Origin of the sequence: Brevundimonas sp. (assembly GCF_016463485.1) — a bacterium.
In the GTDB taxonomy this organism is placed as follows: domain Bacteria; phylum Pseudomonadota; class Alphaproteobacteria; order Caulobacterales; family Caulobacteraceae; genus Brevundimonas.
This window is the reverse complement of record NZ_JAEMRD010000039.1, coordinates 1853-23735: the sequence shown is the minus strand read 5'-3', so window position 1 is coordinate 23735 and position 21883 is coordinate 1853. Positions and strand designations below refer to the sequence as shown.

The 21883-nt window shown below is 67.4% G+C and carries 22 protein-coding genes and 1 tRNA gene; 12 read left to right on the top strand and 11 right to left on the bottom strand.

What is annotated here, in order from left to right; translation table 11 throughout:
- Positions 1 to 2 precede the first annotated feature (2 nt).
- Positions 3 to 94, bottom strand: a tRNA-Ser gene (locus tag JHC99_RS08000).
- Positions 95 to 221: 127 nt separating this feature from the next.
- Here JHC99_RS08000 and JHC99_RS07995 point away from each other — a divergent pair.
- From JHC99_RS07995 to JHC99_RS07980, 4 genes are read left to right on the top strand one after another with little or no spacing between them, the layout of a single operon-like run.
- Positions 222 to 1793, top strand: a complete 1572-nt coding sequence (locus tag JHC99_RS07995; protein WP_292153201.1) for an exopolysaccharide biosynthesis polyprenyl glycosylphosphotransferase — start codon at positions 222 to 224, stop codon at positions 1791 to 1793.
- The gene (locus JHC99_RS07990; RefSeq protein ID WP_292153200.1) at positions 1793 to 3244 is read left to right on the top strand and encodes a lipopolysaccharide biosynthesis protein; all 1452 of its coding nucleotides are present in this window, start codon (positions 1793 to 1795) and stop codon (positions 3242 to 3244) included. Before JHC99_RS07995 ends, JHC99_RS07990 begins: the two co-directional genes overlap by 1 nt.
- Positions 3241 to 4173, top strand: a complete 933-nt coding sequence (locus JHC99_RS07985; RefSeq protein ID WP_292153199.1) for a glycosyltransferase family 2 protein — start codon at positions 3241 to 3243, stop codon at positions 4171 to 4173. The genes JHC99_RS07990 and JHC99_RS07985 overlap by 4 nt, the downstream gene beginning before the upstream one ends.
- Before the next feature lies 1 nt (position 4174).
- A complete protein-coding gene (locus JHC99_RS07980) occupies positions 4175 to 5119 on the top strand; it encodes a glycosyltransferase family 2 protein (protein WP_292153198.1) in 945 nt (314 codons plus the stop codon).
- Between the two features lie 341 nt (positions 5120 to 5460).
- On the opposite strand, the gene JHC99_RS07975 is transcribed toward JHC99_RS07980, so the two are convergent.
- Positions 5461 to 6162 (bottom strand): hfsB, encoded by a 702-nt coding sequence (locus JHC99_RS07975; RefSeq protein ID WP_271144211.1) that lies wholly within the window; start codon positions 6160 to 6162, stop codon positions 5461 to 5463.
- A 61-nt stretch (positions 6163 to 6223) separates the two neighbouring features.
- Positions 6224 to 7666: a chain-length determining protein gene (locus JHC99_RS07970; protein WP_292153196.1), complete on the bottom strand. Its 1443-nt coding sequence runs from the start codon at positions 7664 to 7666 to the stop codon at positions 6224 to 6226.
- Between the two features lie 125 nt (positions 7667 to 7791).
- Between JHC99_RS07970 and JHC99_RS07965 the strand changes: the two genes are divergently transcribed.
- Complete coding sequence (locus JHC99_RS07965) at positions 7792 to 8526, top strand: polysaccharide biosynthesis/export family protein (RefSeq protein WP_292153195.1); 735 nt, start codon at positions 7792 to 7794, stop codon at positions 8524 to 8526.
- A 30-nt stretch (positions 8527 to 8556) separates the two neighbouring features.
- Here JHC99_RS07965 and JHC99_RS07960 read toward each other — a convergent pair whose 3' ends face one another.
- Together JHC99_RS07960 and JHC99_RS07955 are read right to left on the bottom strand one after the other, a co-directional pair.
- The gene (locus JHC99_RS07960) at positions 8557 to 8856 is read right to left on the bottom strand and encodes a sel1 repeat family protein (protein WP_292153194.1); all 300 of its coding nucleotides are present in this window, start codon (positions 8854 to 8856) and stop codon (positions 8557 to 8559) included.
- A 195-nt stretch (positions 8857 to 9051) separates the two neighbouring features.
- Positions 9052 to 9771, bottom strand: a complete 720-nt coding sequence (locus JHC99_RS07955; protein ID WP_292153192.1) for a glutathione S-transferase N-terminal domain-containing protein — start codon at positions 9769 to 9771, stop codon at positions 9052 to 9054.
- A gap of 169 nt (positions 9772 to 9940) precedes the next feature.
- On the opposite strand from JHC99_RS07955, the gene JHC99_RS07950 reads away from it, so the two are divergent.
- Positions 9941 to 11035 (top strand): RcnB family protein, encoded by a 1095-nt coding sequence (locus JHC99_RS07950; RefSeq protein ID WP_292153191.1) that lies wholly within the window; start codon positions 9941 to 9943, stop codon positions 11033 to 11035.
- A 169-nt stretch (positions 11036 to 11204) separates the two neighbouring features.
- Positions 11205 to 11663, top strand: coding sequence for an RcnB family protein (locus tag JHC99_RS07945; RefSeq protein ID WP_292153190.1), 459 nt, complete (start codon positions 11205 to 11207; stop codon positions 11661 to 11663).
- A 147-nt stretch (positions 11664 to 11810) separates the two neighbouring features.
- On the opposite strand, the gene gatB is transcribed toward JHC99_RS07945, so the two are convergent.
- Positions 11811 to 13313, bottom strand: a complete 1503-nt coding sequence (gatB, locus tag JHC99_RS07940) for an Asp-tRNA(Asn)/Glu-tRNA(Gln) amidotransferase subunit GatB (protein WP_292153188.1) — start codon at positions 13311 to 13313, stop codon at positions 11811 to 11813.
- A gap of 100 nt (positions 13314 to 13413) precedes the next feature.
- On the opposite strand from gatB, the gene JHC99_RS07935 reads away from it, so the two are divergent.
- Positions 13414 to 13731 carry a hypothetical protein gene (locus JHC99_RS07935; RefSeq protein WP_271144203.1) on the top strand — a complete coding sequence of 106 codons (318 nt, stop codon included), beginning with the start codon at positions 13414 to 13416 and terminating at the stop codon, positions 13729 to 13731.
- 44 nt (positions 13732 to 13775) lie between these two features.
- On the opposite strand, the gene gatA is transcribed toward JHC99_RS07935, so the two are convergent.
- The 3 genes from gatA to JHC99_RS07920 all read right to left on the bottom strand — a co-directional run bounded on the left by gatA (position 13776) and on the right by JHC99_RS07920 (position 16507).
- Entirely contained in the window at positions 13776 to 15254 is a 1479-nt protein-coding gene (gene gatA, locus JHC99_RS07930) for an Asp-tRNA(Asn)/Glu-tRNA(Gln) amidotransferase subunit GatA (RefSeq protein ID WP_292153184.1), read from the bottom strand.
- A gap of 2 nt (positions 15255 to 15256) precedes the next feature.
- On the bottom strand, positions 15257 to 15544 hold the full coding sequence (gatC, locus tag JHC99_RS07925; RefSeq protein ID WP_292153183.1) for an Asp-tRNA(Asn)/Glu-tRNA(Gln) amidotransferase subunit GatC: 288 nt from the start codon (positions 15542 to 15544) through the stop codon (positions 15257 to 15259).
- A gap of 384 nt (positions 15545 to 15928) precedes the next feature.
- Positions 15929 to 16507, bottom strand: coding sequence for a hypothetical protein (locus JHC99_RS07920; RefSeq protein ID WP_292153181.1), 579 nt, complete (start codon positions 16505 to 16507; stop codon positions 15929 to 15931).
- Between the two features lie 117 nt (positions 16508 to 16624).
- On the opposite strand from JHC99_RS07920, the gene ruvX reads away from it, so the two are divergent.
- From ruvX to pyrC, 4 genes are all read left to right on the top strand, one after another.
- Complete coding sequence (ruvX, locus tag JHC99_RS07915) at positions 16625 to 17104, top strand: Holliday junction resolvase RuvX (protein WP_292153203.1); 480 nt, start codon at positions 16625 to 16627, stop codon at positions 17102 to 17104.
- Positions 17095 to 18024: an AEC family transporter gene (locus JHC99_RS07910; protein ID WP_366927744.1), complete on the top strand. Its 930-nt coding sequence runs from the start codon at positions 17095 to 17097 to the stop codon at positions 18022 to 18024. The genes ruvX and JHC99_RS07910 overlap by 10 nt, the downstream gene beginning before the upstream one ends.
- Positions 18025 to 18114: 90 nt before the next feature.
- On the top strand, positions 18115 to 19107 hold the full coding sequence (locus JHC99_RS07905) for an aspartate carbamoyltransferase catalytic subunit (protein ID WP_292153179.1): 993 nt from the start codon (positions 18115 to 18117) through the stop codon (positions 19105 to 19107).
- Positions 19104 to 20381 carry a dihydroorotase gene (gene pyrC, locus JHC99_RS07900; protein ID WP_292153177.1) on the top strand — a complete coding sequence of 426 codons (1278 nt, stop codon included), beginning with the start codon at positions 19104 to 19106 and terminating at the stop codon, positions 20379 to 20381. The genes JHC99_RS07905 and pyrC overlap by 4 nt, the downstream gene beginning before the upstream one ends.
- A 29-nt stretch (positions 20382 to 20410) precedes the next feature.
- Here pyrC and fabD read toward each other — a convergent pair whose 3' ends face one another.
- A complete protein-coding gene (gene fabD, locus JHC99_RS07895; protein ID WP_292153174.1) occupies positions 20411 to 21355 on the bottom strand; it encodes an ACP S-malonyltransferase in 945 nt (314 codons plus the stop codon).
- A 37-nt stretch (positions 21356 to 21392) separates the two neighbouring features.
- On the bottom strand, positions 21393 to 21883 hold a 491-nt coding region (locus JHC99_RS07890; RefSeq protein WP_292153170.1), incomplete at its 5' end, for a substrate binding domain-containing protein.

Here is a 21883-nt window from a genome sequence, read left to right as displayed (position 1 = left end):
TCTGGCGGAGACGGAGGGATTCGAACCCTCGGTACCCCTTACAGGGTACGACGATTTAGCAAACCGTTGCCTTCAGCCACTCGGCCACGTCTCCGGCAGGCGCTGTCGATAGCGAAGACCGTCGCCGGGCGCAATCGGGGGAGCACCAAAGTTCGCGCGTTAACGCGACATCCATGGGGGTTGTGCAGGATGCGGCGTCCTTGTCACCGCGCTGGTTGTCTATGTCCTCCACCCTGAATGCCAGTCGCCAGCCCTCTCGCGAGCGTCGGCCCCTGGATGTGACCGGGCTCCAGGCCCTGGCGGCCACAGCCACCCAAGGCCGGGCTGAGCCCGCAGCGAGCGGCTCGGCACGGCGCGGCCCTTTCCGTCCCGAGGTCTGGCTGAACGCACGTCAGAGACACGCCTCGCGACTCGCGGGCCACTATTTCCGGGCGATCGACGTGCTGGCCGTCATGTCCGTAACGCTCGTCTGCGGATGGGCGGCGGGCTCAGGCAGCCTGCTGCAGGACCGGCTGGCGCTGGTGTTGCCGTTCGGGTTGGGTGCGATCACCGTTCTCGGCCTGATGCGGTCGTTGAGCCTGTACCGTTTTTCGCGCGGCGAAGCGGTGCTGATGCATCTGGGCCGCGTCGCCGCCGTCGTGACGGCGGGCGGAGCCGTCGCCATGGCCATCGGCCTGCTGATCGACCCGGTCGAGGCCGATCTGGCCTGGCTGCTGATCTGGGCGGCGACCACTCTGCTGACCCTCTATACCCTGCACCTGATCTGGAGCGGGACGGTCGCGCGCTGGCGCGTCTCCGGAGCCCTGACCCCCAACGTCGTGCTGGTGGGCGCCACCAAACACGCAGAGCGCCTGATCAAGGAGGCCCTGAAGCGCCGTGACATCAATGTGCTGGGCGTCTTCGACGATCGTCTCGCGCGGTCACCGCAGAGCATCGAGGGTGTGCCTGTGCTGGGTGGATCGAACGACCTCCTGACCCACAAGATGACGCCCTATGTAGACCGCATCGTTTTGGCCATCGATCCCAACGCCCAGGCCCGGGTGCGCGAACTGACCGCACGGCTGCAGACCCTGCCCAACGAAGTCATGCTGCTGGTCGATCCGCAGGGGTCGGACGAGCGCAATGCCGCCCTCGAACGCCTGGCCCGCGCGCCCCTGGCATCGCTGGACGGCCCCCTGGATGCCGACCGCCGTGCGTTCAACAAGCGGATGCAGGATATGCTGGTCGGGGGGCTGGCGCTGGTCCTGCTGGCCCCGGTCATCGCCCTGACGGCCCTGGCCGTACGCCTCGACAGCCCCGGCCCGATCTTCTTCCGCCAACGTCGTCACGGCTTCAATCAGGAAGAGATCGTCGTCTGGAAATTCCGCTCGATGCGCCAGGAGACGGCCGACGCGACGGCCTCGCGTCAGGTCACGGCCGACGACGACCGGGTCACCCGGGTCGGCAAGATCCTGAGGTCGACCAGCCTGGACGAACTACCCCAACTGCTGAACGTGCTCAAGGGCGAGATGTCGCTGGTGGGCCCCCGCCCCCACGCCATCGGCATGAAGACCGGCCAGATCGAGTCGGCCCTGCTGGTCGCCGAATACGCCCACCGCCACCGGATGAAGCCCGGCATGACCGGCTGGGCGGCGATCAACGGCTCGCGCGGCCCGCTCCATAATGCCCAGGACGTGCGTCGCCGCGTCCAGCTCGACGTGGAATATATCGAGCGTCAATCGCTCTGGCTCGACCTCTGGATCATGGCCCTGACAGTACCGGTCCTGCTCGGCGATCGGCTGGCGGTTCGCTGATGTTCTGGCGTGGCGTCTGGGGCTATCTGCCGGCCAATATCATCCAGGGCGTCGTCGGTTTCGGCGCGATCTGGATCTTCACGCGCCTGTTGAGCGCCGACGATTTCGGCCGCTACGCCCTGGCCTTTTCGATCACGATCCTGGCCCACGTCCTGGTCTTCAGCTGGCTGGAAGCCGCCATGGCGCGCTACTGGGCGGCCCAGACGCCGGGCCAGTCCATGGCGGCTCATTTCGCCAGCCTGTATCGTACGACCTTCATCCTGATCGCCCTGTTCGTGCCGGTGGCCGGGATCACCCTGTGGCTCGTGCCGCTGGATCCGGTGTTCAAGATCGCCATCGGCGCGGGATTGCTGGGCAGTCCGGTGCGCTGCCTGACCAAGCTGGCACAGGAGCGATACCGCGCGGCCGGAGAGGTCTCGCGCTCGGCCCTGCTCGACATCGCCACGACCATCGGCGGCCTCGCTATAGGCGTGGGTTTCGCCCTCGGCGGCGCGGGCGGCGCCGCGCCCCTCATCGGGCTTGGCTTGGCACCCCTGTGCGCCCTGCCCTTCATCCTGCCAGGTGAGCTCAGGCAGGCCAGGGCCGGCGTCGTCGAAGTGGCGCGGCTCAAGACCTATGCGGCCTATGGCTATCCGATCGCGGCGTCCCTGACCCTGGCCCTGGTATTGGCCTCGACCGACCGGTTCCTGCTGGCCATCTTCATGGATGAAGCGGCGGTCGGCGCCTATCACGCAGGCTATTCCATCGCCAACCGGACGCTGGACGTGCTGTTTCTGTGGCTGGGTGCGGCGGGTCAGCCGGCGCTGGTCATGGCGCTGGAGCGCGGCGGGCTTGACCGTCTCAAGGAAGCCGCCAGGGAACAGGCCTCGACCTTCTTCCTGATCGGCATCCCGGCAGCAGCCGGTGTGGCCCTCGTGGCGCGCCCGCTCGCCGAGGTCATGATCGGCCCTGATCTCCGCGACGCCGCCACCCTGGTCACGCCGTGGATCGCCCTGTCGGCCCTGCTCTACGGCATGACCGCCTACTATTTCGGCCAGGCCTTCACCCTCGGCCAGAAGACCCGACTGCTGCTGGTGGCGATGATCATCCCCGCCGTCGCGAACGTCCTGCTGAACCTGTTCCTGATCCCCCGTTTCGGCCTCGTCGGCGCGGCCTGGTCAACGGCGATCAGCTTTGGTCTGGGGATGCTCGCGACCTTGGCCATGGGTCGCAAGGTCATTCCCCTGCCCATACCCTGGGACTGCCTGATCCGCTGCCTGATCGCGGCGGGGTTGATGGCGCTTGTCGTCTGGACCCTGCCCCCGATCGGAGGCTTCGCCGAGCTGATGCTGGACGCCACCGTCGGAGCCCTCGTCTACGGCGCGGCGGCGGTCACCATGAACGCTGCGGGCGTCAGGGACCTGATCCTGCGCCTCGTCGCCGAGGCCCGTCAGCGCAGGGCCCCCGCATGACCGTCAGAACCTTCGCCAATCCGGCCAGCCAGACGGCACAACCGATCCTGTCGGTGCTGATCCCGTTCCTGCGCGACGACCCTCAACCCTTGCTGGATGCCCTGGAGACCGAGGCCGCAGCACTGGCGGGGACCGTGGAGGTCGTGGTCATGGACGACGGCACGGGCGACCCCGACCTCACCGTGGCGATCGAGACGCGGATCGCGACCTTTGTCCTCCCCGTCACCCTGCTGACCTTGGCCACGAACGAAGGTCGGTCCAAGGGGCGCAACCGTCTGGCCACGGCGGCGCGCGGAAGCAGCCTGCTGTTCCTCGACAGCGACATGAGGCCAGACACCCCGCATTTCCTCGGCACCTGGGCCGATCTGGTGCGGTGCGATGATCCCGCCGTCGCGTTCGGTGGCTTCTCCCTGCTTCAGGCCCCGACCGACCGGCGCTTCGCGGTACACCGGTCGATGGCGGCGAAGTCAGAATGCGTGGCCCACGATATCCGCGCCCTGACGCCCGAGAAATACGTCTACACCTCAAACCTGCTGGTCCGCCGCGACGTCTTCGACAGCGAAGGCTTCGACGCCGCTTTCGCCGGCTGGGGCTGGGAGGACGTGGAGTGGGCCATGCGGGTCTCGCGGCGATATCCCGTGATCCACGTCGACAATCCGGCGACCCACATGGGCCTCGACACCGTCCAGGCCTTGGCCGGCAAGTACGAACAGTCGGCTCCGAACTTCGCCCGCGTCATCGCCAAACACCCCGACATCATCCAGGGCTACCCCAGCTTCAAGGCGGCCCGATTGCTGAAACGCATTCCGGCTCTGAGTGCCATCCGCCCCTGGATCCGGCGTGTGGCGATGTTCGAGCCCCTGCCGGTGGCCAGCCGCGCCTTCGCCTTGCGCCTCTACCGCGCCGCTCTGTATGCCGAGGCCGTCTGAGATGAGGGATGTCGCGGTCCTGATCCCGACCATGCGGCGGCCGGAAAGCCTGGCTCGCGCGCTGCGGTCGGTCTTTGCCCAGCGGGGCGTCGACGACCGCCTGGCCGAGATCGTCGTCATCGACAACGATCCGACCGGCAGCGCGGCCGGGGTCGTCGCCGGTCTGATCGCCGAGAGCCCCTGCCCCCTCGTCTACCACCACGAGCCGCGTCCCGGCGTCGCGACTGCGCGGAACGCCGGCCTGGGCCGCACGGCCGCCCCCCTCATCGCCTTCCTGGACGACGACGAGGCGGCCGAAGCCGACTGGCTGGCCCGTCTGATCGCCGCGCGCGAGGCCCTGGGCACGGACGTTGTCTTCGGCCCCATCCAAGGACGGGTGCCCGAGGGAACCGGCTGGGCCGCCGCCTATCTGGAGCGGTTCTTCGGCCGCGAGGGTCCGGTCGGCACACAGGTCATCGATCACGCCTATGGCTGCGGCAACTCCCTGATGCTGCGGGACACCGCCCTGCCCGGCGCGACCCCGTTCGATCCGGCGGCCGATCGCAGCGGCGGGGAGGACGACGCCCTTTTCCAGGCGCTGGAAGCTCGTGGCGGCACCTTCGGCTGGGCCGCCGACGCCTGGGTCGACGAGTTCGCGCCGCCGCACCGGGCCACGATGCGCTACGCCCTCGCCCGCGCCTTTGCCTATGGCCAGAGCCCCAGCCAGCTGGCGGCCCGGGACCGCAAACCCGTCGCCGTCGTTCGGTGGATGCTGATCGGTGCTGCGCAGACTGTCGTCTGGAGTGCCGCTTCGATCGCCTTGAGCGCGATCGGCAATCCCCGCCGCGCCCAGATGATGGACCGGACCGCAAGGGGCCTGGGCAAGGTCCTTTGGTTCAAGGGCTTCGAACCACAGTTCTATGGCGCGCGCGAACTGGCTCGCCTCGACGCATTAAATCCCGCCTGATCGGCGGGATCGCCATTTGGGCGTAACCCGGCGTCGACATGCCGAGCCCCCACCCGACAAAGGAATAGATTCCTCTCTGGCTCTTGCGCCCAGTGGGCCGCCTCCCATATCCGATGTCGGGTTTTTGAAATTGTCAGTCGATCGACGCGCTCCCCCAAGCCTAAGCGCATCACGCCCGGCGGGCTTCGACGCGGCCATCGCCTTTCGCCCGCTTCAGAGAACTGGCGGTCTGGCGGTTTGGCGGCCTGTTTTCTGACCGCCGCCGCCAAAGTGGGGCAGATGGCGGTTTGGCGCTTTGGCGGCCACTTTCCGTAACCGCCACCGCCATTGCGGCGCGTTCCCTAGCCGGTCAGCCGCTTCAGGAACGGCGGGGCCTTGTAGGTCGAGCGGTTGACCACGATCCCGGCGATCCGGCCGCCCACCGCCTCGATCTCGTCGCGCAAGGTGACCGGCTCGTTCGCCGGCGTCGATCCGGCCGAAACCACCAGCACGGTCGCGTCCACATAGGGGGCCAGGGTCAGGGCGACGTCGTTCCGATCGGCGGCGGGGGCGTCGATGATGATGGTGTCGCCGTGTTTGCGCATGGCGTCCCAGTAGCGCGGATCCGGCAAGGGCTCGGCGCGCTGTCCCGAACGAAGCCCCTCGGCCCTGAACCGCGTCACCCACAGTCGGCCGCCCAGACAGGCACGGGCGGTCATCAGACGCGACGGCGCGACCGGCTTGTTGTCGCGTCCCAGCACCGGCGGGGTCACCACATAGAAGACCGATCCGTCGGGGGACGCCGCCGCGGACGGTCCCAGACGCCCGAAACGTTCCGGCTCGGCGGCCACCGCCTCCTGCTGGCCCTGCTGAATCAGGTCCGCGTCGATCAACCACGCGGGCTTGCGCGCCCTGACGGCGGCCAGTCGGGCGAACTCGCGCGCGACCGTCGATGTGCCCTCGCCGGTCGTGGCGCAGGCGAACTGGATCACCCGCCCGCGGTGAGCGGGTGCCGGCCCCAGCGCGGCCCAGAGGCCCGCCATCTCGGATGTCAGATCAACCATCGAATCGGTTACGCGCTACACGGGTTCTCAAGGCTAACACGCAGAACTCATGGCGCGCGCCTCAAGCCTTCATCGGCGCGACGGCGAGCACCGGAAGGTTCAGGGTCCGCCCCGCCGACGCCGGGGTGATGAAGCCCCGGCGGCTGAAGACCCGCAACAGGCCGACGCACAGGGCCGTGAACCCGGCGAACAGGAAGACCAGGGCCAGCAAGGGCACCTTCAGGCTCGACCCCCGCGTCGGCGCGGCCGGGTCGGAGATCACGATGACATTGTCCGCCCCGTTGCGGACGAGGTCATTCTCGGCACGGCTCTGACTGCCGCGTTGCTGGAACTCGCGGATACTGGCCGTCAGGTTGTCGCGGTTGCCGGCGAGGATGGTGTTCTGGCTTTCCAGCGCCGTCAGCCGGGACTGGCGGTCCCGCAACTGGGCCAACTGTGCGTCGACTACCGCCAGCTTGGCGGCCAGGGCGTCGCGGTCGGCCTCGGCATTGGTGCGGGCGGTCTCGAGAGCCGTCCAGTTGGTGTTGGGCCCGGTGCGGACCTCCTTGGCACCGACGGTGTCGCCACCGGCGACATAGGCCTGCATGGCCGCGATCTCGGCGTCCTTATCCTTCACCGGCTGGGCGTCGGGCGTATAGCGCGCCAGCAGTTGCTCCCGCTCGGTTCGCAGCGTCAGGATCCGGTCCTGGGCCGAAATGTTCAAGTCCTGTTGCAGCACGATCTCGGCGGGCGTCATGGCCAGCTGTTGCTCGATCGTGGCCAGACGCTGTGTGGCCTGGGTCAGCTGGGCTTGGGTGGTCAGCCGGTCGGCGAAGGTCGTCTGATAGGTCGCCGCCGCCGACGCCTTGGCCGTGGTGAAATCCCCGATGTCGTTTGACGCCAGGAACTGTTCATAGGCCGCGTCCACCTCGGCCAGTTCGCCCTCGAAGGCGGTCTTCTGGCGATCGATCGCAGACGTCGATCCATCCTGGAACACCTCGCGGCGATAGCCCCGATAGGCCTCGATGATTGCAGCCAGGACATTGGCCGACTTCTCGGCATTGTCGCTCTCATAGCCCAGGGAGATGATTCCGCTGGTCGGGGTGGTGCCGATCGTCAGGCTGTCGTTGATCTCCTTGATCGCGTCGCCTTCCTGCTTGGCCATGGGCGCGGCGGACGGCTTTTTCTGGAAGGCCGAGACACCCAGGGTGCGGACGGCGCGCAGCTTGACCTCGCGGCTGCCGATGATCTGGGCCTCTGTATTGGCGATCTCGCCAGGCGTCGGCGGCGCGGGCCGTTCGGTCAGAGTGCCGACCCGGGACTGATAGACATATTCCTGGCCCGCCCCGGCATAGATGGTGGCCCCTGCGACATAGGTCTTCTTGATCGTCAGCACCGCCGCCGCCCCGATCGCGAACACGACCAGGAAGATCAGGATCATCAGCCCCAGCTCGCGGAACAGCAGGCCGATCACGTCCAGCAGGCCGTAGCGCGGTCGGGTCGATACGGTGGCCGTCGAACGCATGACTGGGGCGAATCCGTAGTATCTATGAATGACACCGATCCTTGGCGGACCCGCATTAACCATTGGTTACCCATAACCGGCGAGCCTCACCGATATCGCTTTCCGTCCCGTCCGAACGAGACCCCATGATTCCCGACCGCCGACACCTGTTGATGCTCATCGGCACCGCGGCCCTGACCGGGTGCGGGGCGACCCAGAGCCTGATGCCGCGCGAACGGCCGCTGACGGGCGAGCGGATCACGACTGAGGGGTTCGAGCCCGTCGGCTTCTCGGACTGGACCGACGCCGAGCCGGAATACCTGCTCTATCCCGGCGACGAGATCGAGATCGCCACGCCGACGGCCCCCGAACTGACCCGCACGCTGAAGGTCGGCCCCGACGGACGGGTCGCCCTGCCCCTGATCGGCCAGGTCATGGCGGCGGACCACACCTTGTTCGAGCTGGAGACGAATGTCTCATCCGCCCTGGCCTCGCAGTTGGTGCGACCGGTCGTGGAGATCACGCTGAAACAGGCCGGGCCGATGAAGGTCTGGGTCGCCGGTGAGGTGCGAACGCCGGGCGTCTACGACATGCCGGGCGACATCGACGCGCTGCAAGCGATCGTCATGGCGGGCGGCTATCTGCCCAGTGCGCGATCGGGACGGGTTGCCGTCCTTCGGCGTGGCCCAGGCGGAACTCGAATGCTGCGTGACATCGACGCGCGCGAGCGTCGTGGAGAAGTGGTGGCCCTGCGCCGAGGCGACATGATCTATGTACCGCGCTCGACTCTCGGCGAACTGGCCAACTTCTTCACCCAGGTGAAGGCGGCCCTGCCGGTCGGCTTCAACTACACGATCAACGGCCAGTATCAGCAGTTCTGATACCTCCCTCCCCTTGTGGGAGAGAGAAGTCTATGCCGCGAACTTGACCACGCCGGCGTCGACATAGCGGCGCGCGGCAGCCTGGGCCTCCGCGATTTCCTCGCGTTCCATCTCGGCCGACATCTCGCGGCGATAGACGCGGGCTTCCATCGAACCCTTCATGGCCGCCAGGTTGAAGATCATGTGGGCCGAGACCCGGTCCATCGGACATCCGCCCGACCCGGACGAATACATCATCCCCAGTCGGAACAGGGCGTCGCCGTCCATCTCGGCGGTCGGCAGGGGGAGACCGGCGTCGGCGGTCTCGAACTCAGGCATCGCTTCTTGCATGACCAGATCCTCGTTGACGCCGCCCGTTCTGGGCCCGTCCTTGTAGGTCTGATCAAATACCCGCGGTTTGAAGTTAAAGTTAACGGCGCAAAGGTCCGCGAATTCTTTTCAGTAAAGGCGGAATGAACACTGAAATCCGCGTTCACATCCTCTCAAGACGCGGGTAACACGGGCTTCATACATGTACAGGCGAGGTTAACGCGCGCGCTGGCCGAACAGAAGTTTGCGGGCGTCTTCGGCCGCCTTGCCCGAGGCCGCCAGATTGCCTCTCAACGCCTCGCCCAGCGCGCGCCCGGCGATCACGGCAGGGCGCGATCCCACCCGGGCCAGCCAGCCCTTCAGGTTCGGAAACTCATCGATGTTCTGCCCCTGCAATTCGGGCAGCACCCACGGCCAGGCGGCCATGTCGGCGATGGAATAGTCACCTGCCAGATAGTCGCGGTCGGCCAGCCGCCGATCCATGACGCCATACAGCCGGTGAGTCTCATTGGTGTAGCGGGCGACGCCATAGGCGATGTGGCGCTGGTCCGGCGTGATCGCCCTCGCATACTGGCGGAAATGATGGGTCTGGCCTGCCATCGGGCCCAGACCACCGACCTGCCAGAACAGCCACTGGTCGATCTCGGCCTTGCGCCGCAGGTCGGTCGCGTAGAACTTGCCGGACTTGGCGGCCAGATATTGCAGGATGGCCCCGGACTCGAATATCGACAGAGGCAAACCGTCCGGCCCGTCCGGGTCGATGATGGCCGGCATTCGGCCGTTGGGGCTTATCTTCTGGAAGGCCGGCTCGAACTGCTCGCCCTTGCCGATGTTCACCGGCTTCAGCTCGTAGGCGAGGCCCATCTCTTCCAGGGCGATGGAAACCTTCCAGCCGTTTGGCGTGGGCCAGTACCAGAGTTCGATCGGACGGGGCATGGCGATCCTGACAGGGCTGAGGCGGCGATCCGCACCGGGGTGAAGCTGGGTGCCCAAGCCCTCTTCCGCAACCCGGCTGTACGCCCAACGCGACATTCAGCCGGGGTTCATGCGAGGAAGACGAACCTGTCCACAAGCCGCCCGAAAAGGGCGTGCGGGGAAAACGACCATGAAACGCTCTCTGATGGTGTTTGCAGCCATCTCCGCCTTTGTCCTGCCGGCCCTGGCGCCGGTGGCGACCCTCGCCCAGGACATCGGCGACCGGGGTCAGGACGACCGTGCGCAGGGTCCCCGTCGTGACGGCGGCCGTCCCGGCAACCGCGAGGAAACAGCCGGGGGCGATCGCGGCGGCCGCGACACCAGCGGCGACCGGCGCGGCGGTGACGGCGACCGTGGCGGCGGAGGTGGCGGAGGCCGCCCGGCTCGCGACGAGACGCCTGCCCCACCAGCCCCGCAGCCTCAGCCTCAGCCAGACCGCTCGGGCGGCCAGGACAGGGTCAGCCGGCCCGACCTCGGGGGCGGCAATGCCGGCCAGGGTCGCGACGGACGTGATCGCGGTGACCGCAACGGCGGCAACGGCGGCTGGAACGGGGGCGGCCAGAATCGCCCCGACCGGGACCGGCCCGACAACGGCAATGGTGGCTGGAACGGCGGAAACCAGGGTCGCCCCGGCCAGGACCGACCAGGTCAGGACCGCCCCAATCGTCCCGACAACAATGGTGGCTGGAACGGTAACGGTGGCTGGAACGGCGGCAATCAGGGTCGCCCCGGTCGGGACCGGCCCGGCCAGGATCGTCCCAACCGCCCCGACAACAACGGCGGCTGGAACGGCAACGACCGCAATCGTCCGGGCGACTGGAACAACGGCGGCGATCGCAGCCGCGATCGTGACCGGACGCGCCAGGAGTACCGCAGCCGCTTCGATTCCAACCGCTGGCAACAGAACTGGAACCGCAGCCACCGCTCCGACTGGTGGCGGTCCGACCGTCGCTTCAACGGCTGGTCCGGCGTCCGCCTCGGCTTCTATTTCGCGCCGGGCTATGGCTATTACAGCGTTCCCCGGAACTACTATGGCCGCCAGTATTACGCGGGTGACTACCTGCCCTCGATCTTCTGGCGCTATTCGGTCAACGACTATCGCACCTACGGCCTGGGCTATCCGCCTCCTGGAACGCGGTGGGTCTATGTCGACAATGCCATCTATCTGATCGACGAGTACGACGGCTATATCATCGACGTCATCCGCGACGCCTGGCGCTGGTAGACAGACCATCAGCGACGATCTCGGCCCCTCCTCGGAGGGGCCGTTTTTGTTGGTGCCCGGCAGTCAACCCTGAATGGGGCGTTCAGGAGCGGTTCAGGCAGCGCCGACGATCCTGTTCTCACGGTGGGGTTCAACAGCCGCTGCAGGCGGCTCAGCTCAGGAGACCGAGATGAAGAGGATGATCAAGTTCGCCGCGCTCGCCGTCGCCACGGTGGCGATGACCGCAGCGCCCATGGCCGCATCGGCCCAGTCGTGGCGTGGCGGGGATCGCGACCGCGACGGCCGCTACGAGCGCTGGGAGCGCCGTTCGGACCAGAACCGCCATGATGGCGGCCGCTACACCCGCAACGAGCGGTACAACGACTACCGGCGTGGCCAGCGCGATCAGTGGCGCGACAACCGCTACTATGGCCCACCGCACGGCAACGCCTATGGCTACAACCAGCGCCGCTGGTATCGGGGGGCGACGCTGCCGTACCAGTACCGGTCCAACTGGTACATTCGCGACTACAACCGGTACGGCTATGCGCCTCCGCCGCGTGGCTACGGATACTACCGGACCGACACGGGCGACATCGTCGTCGCCGCCCTGGCCACCGGCGTGATCCTGTCGCTGCTGGGGAATTAAGGCACCGTCACCCTCGGGCTCGACCCGATGGCCGGACCATCGGCAGGCAGAACAGTCGAGGGGCGCACCAGTGATGGTGCGCCCCTTTCTTTGTCCGGCATGATGACCGTCCGGCCCTCGGGTCGAGCCCGAGGGTGACGGCGCTGCCTACAGACCCAGCGTGGCCTTCAGGATCGCGTTGACGGAGGCGGGGTTGGCCTTGCCGCCGGTGGCCTTCATGACCTGGCCCACGAACCAGCCCAGGGCCTGGGGCTTTTCGGCGACGGCGGCGGCCTTGTCGGGGTTGGCGGCGATCAGGTCGTCGACGGCCTGTTCGATGGCGCCGGTGTCGTTGACCTGGACCAGACCGCGCGCCTCGACCACCTGACGCGGCGAGCCTTCGCCGTTCCAGACGTGGTCGAACACCTCCTTGGCGATCTTGGAGGAGATGACCCCCTCCTCGATCAGGGCGACCAGTTCGGCGACGTGGGCGGCCGGCAGCGGGCTGGCGTCGAACTCAAGCCCGTCCGCAGACAGACGCGCCGTCAGCTCGTTGGTGACCCAGTTGGCGACCAGCTTGGCGTCGCGACCGGCGGCGGCAGTTTCGAAATAGTCGGCCTTGGCCTGGTCCGAGATCAGGACGACGGCGTCGTATTGCGACAGGCCGTATTGGCTCATCAACCGGCGGCGCTTCTCGTCGGGCAGTTCAGGCAGGTTGGCCTTGATCTCGTCGATCCAGGCCTGCTCCAGTTCAAGCGGCAGCAGATCCGGATCGGGGAAGTAGCGGTAATCGTTCGCCTCTTCCTTGGACCGCATAGAACGGGTCTCGTTCTTCGTGGGATCGTAGAGGCGGGTCTCCTGGATGATCTTGCCGCCGTCCTCCAGGATCTCGATCTGCCGGCGCGCCTCGATGTTGATGGCCTGACTGATAAAGCGGAACGAGTTGACGTTCTTGATCTCGCAGCGCGTCCCAAGGTGTTTGAAGTCGCCGTCCGCCTTGAACTTGGCGTACTGGCCCTCGCGGCAGACCGAGACGTTGACGTCGGCGCGCAGATTGCCCTTCTCCATATCGCCGTCGCAGGTGCCCAGATAGATCAGGATCGTCCGGATCTTCTTGACGTAGGCGACGGCCTCTTCCGGCGAGCGGATGTCGGGCTTGGACACGATCTCCATCAGGGCGGTGCCGGCGCGGTTCAGGTCGACGAAGCTCTCGGTCGGCGACAGGTCGTGGATCAGCTTGCCCGCGTCCTGTTCCAGGTGCAGCCGCTCGATCCCGACGTTGAAGAAAGACCCGTCCTCGGCCTCGACCTCGACGACCCCCTCGCCGACGATGGGGAAGTACAACTGGCTGATCTGATAGCCGGTGGGCAGATCGGGGTAGAAATAGTTCTTGCGGTCGAACTGGCTGCGCTTGTTGATCTGGGCCTTGAGGCCCAGGCCGGTCTTGACCGCCTGTTCAACGCAGTGGCCGTTCAGGGTCGGCAGCATGCCGGGAAAGCCCGCATCGACCAGCGACACCTGCTCGTTCGGCCCCGCGCCAAAGCCAACGGCGGCGCCAGAGAACAGCTTGGCCTTCGACGCCACCTGGGCGTGGATCTCCAGCCCCATGACGATTTCCCAGGCTCCGGTGCGGCCCTGGATGAGGTTTGATTTGGTCGTGGTGTCGGTCATGGGGCTTGATTAGCGTCCTGAAGCGATCGGCGAAAGTTGCTGTCTTGAGCCTGTCTCAAATCAATGTTCTCGTAACGTTGGGAAACAGCCAGGAAACACCATGACCAAGACCCTCGCCGCCTTCGCCGCGCTCGCCCTCGTCGCGGCGCCCCTGACCAGCGCAACGAGCGCCGCCGTGGCCCAGACCGCGCCGGCACCGGCTCCGCTGACCGTGAACAGCCCGATCAAGGCGCTGCTGGCCAACCCCGCGACCAAGGCCATCCTCGACAAACACCTGCCCGGCCTGGCGAACCACCCGGCCCTGCCTCAGTTCCAGGACATGACATTGACCCAGGTCATGCCGATGTCGCAGGGGGCGGTGACCGCAGAGATCATCGCTGCCATCGACACCGACATCAAAGCTCTGCCGGCCCGTTGATCAGACCGGGCCTCTCCCCCAAGGAGAGGCCCGGGCTCGCTAGTTCACCACCACTTATCCGCCTTGCCGGTAAAGCCCGCCGCCTTTTCCAGCGCCGACGCCACCTGGAACACCGTGGCTTCGTCCAGGGCCTTGCCGATGACCTGAAGGCCCAGCGGCAGTCCGTTCGCATCGACGCCGGCGGGGACCGAGATGCCCGGCAGGCCCGCCAGGTTGGCGGTCACCGTGAAGATGTCGTTGAGGTACATGGTCACCGGATCGACCTCCTTGTCGCCGATGGCGAAGGCGGCGGACGGGGTGGAGGGGGTCAGGATGGCGTCGACCTGGTCCCAGACGTTGTCGAAATCCTCGGCGATGCGGCGGCGGACCTTGAGCGCCCGAACGTAGTAGGCGTCGTAGAATCCGGCCGACAGCACGTAGGCCCCGATGGTCAGGCGGCGCTGAACCTCCTTGCCGAAGCCCTCGGCGCGGCTCGTCTCGTAGAGGTCGGTCAGGCTGGTCGCGTTCTTGGCCCGATGCCCGAAGCGCATCCCGTCATAGCGGGCCAGGTTGGACGAGGCTTCAGCCGGGGCCACGATATAGTAGGTCGGCAGGGCGTACTTCGTGTGCGGCAGGCTGATGTGGACGATCTCGCAGCCGGCGTCCTTGAGCCAGGTCATGCCCTGGGCCCACAGGGCCTGGATCTCGTCGGGCATGCCGTCGACGACGTATTCGGCCGGGACGCCGATGCGGAGGCCCTTGACCGAGTTGCCGACGAAGCGGGACCAGTCGGGGGTCGGGATGTCGAGGCTGGTCGAATCCTTGACGTCGAAGCTGCACATCGACTTCAGCAGCAGGGCCGCGTCCTCGACGTTTTTCGCGATCGGGCCAGCCTGGTCCAGCGATGAGGCAAAGGCGACCATGCCGTAGCGGCTGGCGCGGCCGTAGGTCGGCTTGATCCCGACCGTGCCGGTGAAGGCGGCCGGCTGGCGGATCGAGCCACCGGTGTCCGACGCCGTGGCGGCCAGGCAGAGGTCGGCGGCGACGGCGCAGGCCGAACCTCCCGAGCTGCCGCCCGGCGTCAGGTCGGCGTTGGAACCCTTTGATTTCCAGGGGTTCACGACCGGACCAAAGGCGCTGGTCTCGTTCGACGAGCCCATGGCGAACTCGTCCATGTTCAGCTTGCCAAGCATGACAGCCCCGTCGCGCCACAGGTTGGCGGTGACGGTTGATTCATACGGCGGGACGAAGCCGCGCAGCATATTGGAGCCGGCCGTGGTCTGGACGCCGTCGGTGCAGAACAGGTCCTTGATGCCGAGCGGCGCGCCTTCCAGCACACCGCCCTGCCCGGCGGCAAGCCGCGCGTCGGACGCCTTGGCCATGTCGATCGCCTTGCCGGCGGTGACCTCGACATAGGCGTTCAGGGTCGGGTTGGCGGCCTCGATGTTGGACAGGAAGGCGCGGGTGATCTCTTCCGAGGAAAAGGCCCTGGCCTTGAGGCCGTCGACGGCACCCTTGAGGGTCAGTTGGGTCAGGTTGCTCATGACTATTCCACCACCTTGGGCACGGCGAAGAAGCCGTCGGCGGATTTGGGGGCGTTGGACAGGACGTCGGCGACCTTGTTGCCGTCGGTGACGACGTCGTCGCGCCAGCGCAGGGCCTGGGCGACGTTGGAGGTCATGGGTTCGACCCCCTCAACATCGACCTCGTTCAGCTGGTCGATCCAGGCCATGATGCCGTTCAGCTCGCCGGCCAGCGGCTCCAGCCGGTCTTCCGGCGTCTTGATGCGGGCGAGAAAGGCGACCTTGCGCACGGTCGCTGCGTCGATGGCCATGCGGCCCTCCGGATAGTCGAGGCGAGAGGGCCGGTGACTAGCCGCCCGGGGCCGGAATCACAAGGATTCGCGCCAAGGCTGGGCGGTTCGGCCGGACCGTGCGAACAGAAAAACAGGGTCTGAATGGTCTGAATGGTCTGAACTCGCCGATGTCCGGACTCAAAAAACAGAGTCCGAAGAGTCCGGACTCAAAAACAGAGTCCGAGGAGTCCGAGGAGTCCGACGAGTCCGGACTCTGCCGGTGTCGCGGGTGCGCGTCAGGCTGCGATTGTCAAAGACCGGGGTCGAACGGGCAGTCTACCACCACCGCGACCGGCGCCAGGTCGAGAGGCCCGAGATTGCACCAATCCCTTGCAGGGCAAGGGATTGGTGCGGAAAAGTATTTCAGTCGGCCGGCATCATCCGCACATTGACCGGCTGGGTCTCGTGGATCGGGCCGACGGGGAAGACGATGATGGCGCGGCGTTTGCGGCTGCCGATCGTGCCTTCGGCATCCATCGTGCTTTCCTCGATTTCCAGATCGACCTGGCCCGGCACCTCGTTCAGCACCTTGAAGTCGAGGAAATCGCCGAGGCCATAGACCCACCAGCCGTCGGCCGGGCTGCGGTAGAAGGCGATATAGGTCTGGAGCCCGTTCATGGCGGGATCACCGCCGGCCGTGCCGAAGATCTTGGCCCCGACGCCCTGCTGCTTGTCCAGCGAGTAGAGTTCGACAACCCCGGCCGAGTATTGCAGCGTCTCGTCCGGCAGGGCCTTGACCGGCAGGCCGCGCGACGTCGGCGTCAACGGGGCGATGGTCGGCGGCGTTCCGGCGACGGCGGGCACGACGGTGGGCGGTGACGGGGTCGCAGCCGTTGGGGCGGCGGGTTGCTGGAAGGCGGTCCAGGCGGCGGTCAGCCGGTCGCAGCCCGTCAGGGACAAGGCGGCAAGCAGGGCGGCGGCGGTGATCAGGCGCGTGGTCATCGGTTCCTCCGGTTCGGCGCGACAGTGGCGCGGCACACGGCGCGATACAACAGCGTTCGCCCACAAGGACGTCGCCGGACCTTTGACGCATGCTTGCGCGGGGTCTACCGCACGGCCGTGCCCGTTCTTGACCTGCTTGACCTGTCCGCCGCCTGTCCGCCCAACACGGCGTGGATGGGGCTCGACCTCGGGGAACAGACGATCGGGGTAGCGACGTCGGATACCTCGCGCATGATCGCCAGCCCGCTCGAGCTGGTGCGTAAGTCCAAATTCACCCAGGACGCCGAACAGCTGTTCCGGCTGATGGCGCACCGCAAGGTGTCAGGGCTGGTCGTCGGCCTGCCGGTCAATATGGACGGGACCGAGGGGCCGCGCGCCCAGTCGTGCCGGGCGTTCGCGCGCAACCTGATCCGGCTGCGCGACGTTCCGATCGCCTTCTGGGACGAGCGTCTGTCGACCAGCGCGGTCGAGCGGTTCCTGATCCACGAGCTGGACCTGAGCCGCAAGCGCCGTGCCGGGGTCGTCGATCGCACCGCCGCCGCCTGGATCCTGCAAGGGGCGCTGGACCGGGTGCGGGATCAGGCGACATGGGTCTGACGGCCACCCTGGCCGGGGTTATCCCGGTCTTTCTGATGATCGTGCTGGGCTATGGGCTCCGGAAATCGAACTTCCTGCCCGACAAGACGTGGCGGCCGATCGAGAAGCTGTCGATCAACCTGCTCTATCCCGGCTTTCTGATCCCCTCGATCTGGGGCGCGGACCTGTCTGGCGGCAGCGCGGGCGCAGCGGCGGGGGCGGCGGTGAGCGCCATCGTCATCGTCTCGGCCCTGACCCTGCTGGCCAAGCCGCTGATGACGATCGACGGACCGGCCTATACCTCGGTGTTCCAGGGGGTGATCCGGTGGAACAGTTTCGTCTTCCTGCCGGTGATCCAGGCGTCGTTCGGGGCCGAGGGGCTGGCGCTGGCGGCCGTGATGATCGCCTGCATCATTCCGGTGACCAACATCCTGTGCGTTGCCGTCCTGGCCCGCTGGGGCGCGGACCAGCGGGGCGTGTCGCCGCTGGCTCTGGTTCGGGCCATGCTGGCCAATCCGATCCTGCTGGCCTGTCTGATCGGACTTGCGCTCAATTTCGCGCGCGTGCCGCACCTGCCGGGAGTCACCGAGACGCTCCAACTGCTGGGATCGGCCGCCTTGCCGCTGGGGCTGATCATCGCGGGGGCTGGCCTCAGCTTCGCCGAGGTCGCGCGGCGCAAATGGACGGTGATCGGAACATCCTTCGTGAAGCTGATCCTGATGCCGCCGCTGATGTGGGGGCTGTGCATCCTGTTCGGCGGCGATCATCTGGCGCAAGGTGTGGCCATGCTGTGCGGGGCGGCGCCGGGGGCCGCGGCCGCCTATCTGCTGGCGCGTCAGATGGGCGGGGACGCACCGCTGATGGCCGGAGTCATCGCCCTGACCACCGTGATGAGCGCCCTGATGATCCCGATCCTGCTGTTCCTGTTTCATCTGACGTGATTGTTGCCTTTCAAGAGAGCCTGATTCACGGCCCTGGTGTCGCGCGAGGCGCTTCCCCCTCCACCGATCAGGCTCTATAGGCGGCCTTCGATGACCCAGGCCTCCGCTGTCACCGACCTGATCTCCGAGCGGCTGGTCCCGTTCCCGACCGCCCATTTCCTGTCCGCAGGCGACCTGAACCCGCCGGCCGCCCTGGCCCTGCTGGACATCGCCGACGTGTTCGTCGATCTGAACCGGCTGGCGGCGAGCGAGGGCGGCAAGACACTGGACCTGCTCAGCGGGCGCACGGTCGTGAACATCTTCTTCGAAAACTCGACGCGAACCAGTTCGTCGTTCGAGATCGCGGCCAAGCGGCTGGGGGCCGACGTCGTGACCATGCCGGTGCAGGCGTCGTCGGTGGCCAAGGGCGAGACCCTGATCGATACGGCCGTGACGCTGAACGCCATGAAGCCCGACATCCTGGTGGTGCGGCACGGGGCCTCGGGCGCGGCGGCCCTGCTGAGCCAGAAGGTCGGATGTGCGGTCGTCAATGCGGGCGATGGGCGCCATGAACATCCGACCCAGGCGCTGCTGGACCTGCTGTCGCTGCGGCGCGCCTTCGGGGATGTCGGCGGGCTGACCGTGGCGATCTGCGGCGACATCACCCACAGCCGGGTGGCGCGGTCGAACGTGGCGTTGCTTTCGATGATGGGAGCCCGCGTCCGGCTGATCGGGCCGCCGACCCTGGTGCCGGGCGACGCCGACCGCTGGGGCTGCGAGGTGTTCCACGACATGCGCGAGGGGCTGGAGGGCTGCGACGTCGTGATGATGCTGCGGCTTCAGCTGGAGCGGATGGAGGGGGCGCTGGTGCCGTCCACGCGCGAGTATTTCCGCTTCTGGGGCCTGGACCGCGAGAAACTGGCCTGGGCCAAACCGGGGGCGAAGGTCATGCATCCGGGGCCGATGAACCGGGGGGTCGAGATCGATTCGGACGTCGCCGACGATCTGTCGGTGTCGCTGATCCAGGATCAGGTCGAGATGGGGGTGGCGGCGCGGATGGCAGTGCTGGCGTCGCTCTGGGCCCGGTCGGGAGCCATCCGATGAGCGCGCTGGCCATCATCAACGCCCGCCTGCTGGACCCCGTCAGCGACTATGACGGTCAGGGCGCGGTCCTGATCGCCGACGGACGGATCGTCGAGGTCGTGCGCGGCGGCGACGTCCGCGTGCCTGCGGGCGTCGAGGTCGTGGACGCCCGCGGCCTGTGCCTGTCGCCCGGCCTGATCGACATCCGCGTCAAGACCGGCGAGCCGGGCTTCGAGCCCAAGGAGACGCTGAAGTCGGCCAGTCTGTCGGCGGCGGCGGGCGGGGTGACCACCATCGTGATCCAGCCGGATACCGATCCGGCCGTGGACGACCCGGCCATGGTGGACTTCATCCAGCGACGCGGCGCGGCGCTGAACCTGGTCAATGTCTATGCGGCGGGCGCGGCGACGCAGCGGCGCGAGGGCCAAAGGATGGCCGAGATCGGCCTGATGCACGAGGCGGGGGCCCTGTACTTCACCGACGGCGACCGGGTGATCGCCAACAGCCGCACCCTGCAAAGGGTCATGAGCTATGCCGGGACATTCAACGCCCTGATCGCGTGCCGGCCGGCCGATCCCTGGATGAGCGAGGGAAGTGTGGCGACGTCGGGGGAGCTGGCGACCCGTCTGGGGCTGTCGGGCGTACCGGCCATCGCCGAGCGCATCCAGCTGGATCGCGACCTGGCCCTGGTCGAACAGACCGGCGCGCGGTTCCTGGTCGACCAGATCTCGACCGCCGATGCGCTGGACAGCCTGGCGCGGGCGCGGGGCAAGGGGCTGGAGGTCGCGGCGTCGGTGTCGATCAATCACCTCTGCTTCAACGAGATCGACATCGGCGACTACCGGACCTTCTATAGGCTGGACCCGCCGCTTAGGCCCGAGAGCGATCGACAGGCTTTGATCGAAGCCGTGCGCGACGGGCTGATCGACGTCATCACTTCGGCCCACGCCCCCCTGCCCGCCGAGGACAAGCGCCGTCCGTTCGCCGAGGCGGCGCCGGGGGCCATCGGGCTGGAGACTTTACTGGCGGCCGCGCTCAGCCTGCACCACGAGGACGGGGTGCCGCTGCTGGATATCCTGCGGCCCATGACGGCGGGGCCGGCGGGACTGCTGGGGCTGGACAACGGCGTGCTGGAGGCTGGCGCGCCGGCCGATCTGGTGCTGTTCGATCCGCATGCGCCGGTGATCGTCGATGCGGCGACGCTGAAGTCCAAGTCCAAGAACTCGCCGTTCGACGGGCGGCGTTTGCAGGGCAAGGTCATCGGGACCTGGGTCGGCGGTCGAAAGGTTCACTGACCCTCTCCCCTCGCAAGGGGAGAAGGCGGTCAGAGGCTCTTGGCGAACGCTTCCAGATCCTCGGCCGTATTCAGAGCCACGGCTTCCGCGTCGGGCGCGCCGCGCTTGGCCATACCGGTCAGGACCTTGCCCGAGCCGACCTCGGCGAAACGGGTGACGCCACCCTCGCCCGTCATCCAGTTCAGGCTCTCGCGCCAGCGGACGCGGCCGGTGACCTGCTCAACCAGCAGGCGGCGGATGACCTCGGGATCGGTCTGGGGGCTGGCGGTCACATTGGCGACCAGGGGCACGGCGGGGGCCAGGATGGTCGCCGAGGCCAGGGCACTGGCCATCTCGTCGGCGGCGGGCTGCATCAGCGGGCAGTGGAAGGGGGCCGAGACGTTCAGGTGGATGGCACGGGCACCCAGTTCCTTGGCCTTTTCGATGGCGCGTTCGACGGCGGGCTTGTCGCCCGAGATGACGATATTGCCGCCGACATTGTCATTGGCGACGACGCAGGTTCCGATCTCGGACCCCGCCGCCGCAGCGGCCTCGGCCAGGACCAGATCCGTCTTGGGCCCGATCAGCGAGGCCATGCCGCCGACGCCGACCGGCACCGCGCGCTGCATGGCCTGACCGCGCAGCTTCAGCAGGCGGGCGGCGTCGGTCAGGGTGATCGAACCGGCCGCGCAAAGGGCGGAGTATTCACCCAGAGAATGGCCGGCGACGTAGGAGGCCTGGGTCACGTCGAAACCGAACTCGGATTTCAGCACCCGCATCGCCGCCATCGACACCGCCATCAGGGCCGGCTGGGCGTTCTCGGTCAGGGTCAGCAGGTCTTCCGGGCCCTCGCGCATGATCTGCGACAGGTTCTGGCCCAGGGCCTCGTCGACCTCGGCCATGACGTCGCGGGCGACCGGGAAGGCGTCCCCCAGCAGGCAGCCCATCTTCAGGCTCTGACTGCCCTGACCGGGAAACAGCAATGCAAGCGACATTCGAGGCGCCCTCTGATTATTGATTTGGCGCGGAGGGCTAGGCCAATCGTGACGCGGGGGCAAGCGGGGCGCGCCGCCCGACCGCATCGCCGGGCCAGAGCGGTGCCGTGAAGACGGCCGCCAGATGATCCATCAGGGCCGCGACCCGGGCCGGCCGGGGCCCCCCACCCGGTGCCACCAGATGCAGGTTGATCTCCGGCAGGGACCAGTCCGGCAGGATGACCTCCAGCCGCCCCTCGGCGATGTCGCGCCAGTGGATGAACTCCGGCTGTTCGGCGATACCGAGGCCCGCACACAGGGAGGCGGTGAGCGCATCAGCATTGTTGGCGCGCAAGGGTCCGGCCAGTCGCACCACGGCCTCCTCACCCGTCTTCACATGCCGGAACCGCCAGGTGTTCGGCGTCGGCAGATAGGCATAACCGAGGCAAGCGTGGCGCGACAGATCGTCAGGATGGGCCGGCCGGCCACGCTGGTCGAGATAATCCGGCGAAGCCACCAGATGACGGCGGATCGGACGCAGTTTCCGTG